Here is a 1,049-nt window from a genome sequence, read left to right as displayed (position 1 = left end):
GGTGGGTGGGTCGGAGGGCTTCGAGTCGGGGTCCGGGCAGCGCCGGGGAGTGCGGCGCCGCGCGGTGACGACCGGGGCGACCGGGTCGACCGGGTCGACCGGGTCGGGCGCGGCGACCGGGTCGGGCGTTCCGAGTGCGGGAACCACCGCGAGCGCGAGCAAACAGGCCGCGCCCTGCACGATCCACGGCCACAGCGCCCCCGCGTCCAGGAGCAGGGTGAACAGGGCCGGGGCGGTGATACCGCCCGCCGCCCAGGACAGTTGGTAGAGGCTCTGCCGGCTGCCTCGCGTCGCGTCGGGCGTGAGGGTGACGGACAGTTCGTTCATGGCCGGCGAGTAGAAGATCTCGGCCAGGCTGAACAGCGCCATCGCCACGAGCAGGGCCGGCCACGCGGGGACGTCGGCCCCCGGCAGCGCCGGCGCCGCGAACACCGGCATCGAGGCGGCGAGCAGCGCGTACCCCAGGGCGACCGTGTGCCGGCGCTGGGCCGGTGCCACGTGCGCGGTGAGCGGACTGGTCAGCAGGGACACCAGCACGGTGTTCAGCACGAGCAGGACACTCGCCGCCCACGCCGCCAGGCCCAGACTCTCGGTGGCGTACAGGGCGATGAGCACCGACAACATGGACTGGGCCAGGACGAAGGGGATGTTGCAGGCCACCAGCAGCAGATAGCGGGCGGTGTCGGTGCCGCCGGGGCGGGGACGGGGACGGGGGAGGGGACCGCGACCGGGGCCGGAGCCGGAGCCGCGGTCGTGTCGCGCTGGTGCGCCGACGGCCTTCCCTTCCCCGCCGACCGGGAGCGGCCGCGGCTTCGCCGGGGTGAGGGGCACCCCGGCGAAGCACACCGCCGCGGCCAGGTAGAGCGGCGCCGCGCAGGCCACCAACCACTTCAGGGCGTCGGTACCGAACAGCCCGAGTACCGCGGCGGCCAGCCCCGCGCCCACGCCGATGCCGACGTTGCGCAGGCTGCCGGTGAACGCGAACCAGGCCCGTGCCTCGTGGGCCGCCGTCGCGCGCGTGATCAGCGTCCGCTGGGCCGTGTAGTACG

1 protein-coding gene is annotated in these 1,049 nt (G+C 75.1%); it reads right to left on the bottom strand.

Annotated features, from left to right (window positions below; translation table 11 throughout):
- Positions 1-1,049: MFS transporter (locus GT354_RS41720; protein ID WP_161361945.1), on the bottom strand; the 1,049-nt coding region annotated here is incomplete at both ends.

Origin of the sequence: Streptomyces sp. SID3343 (genome assembly GCF_009865215.1) — a bacterium.
Classification (GTDB): Bacteria; Actinomycetota; Actinomycetes; order Streptomycetales; family Streptomycetaceae; genus Embleya.
This window is presented reverse-complemented; position numbering and strand designations above follow the sequence as displayed.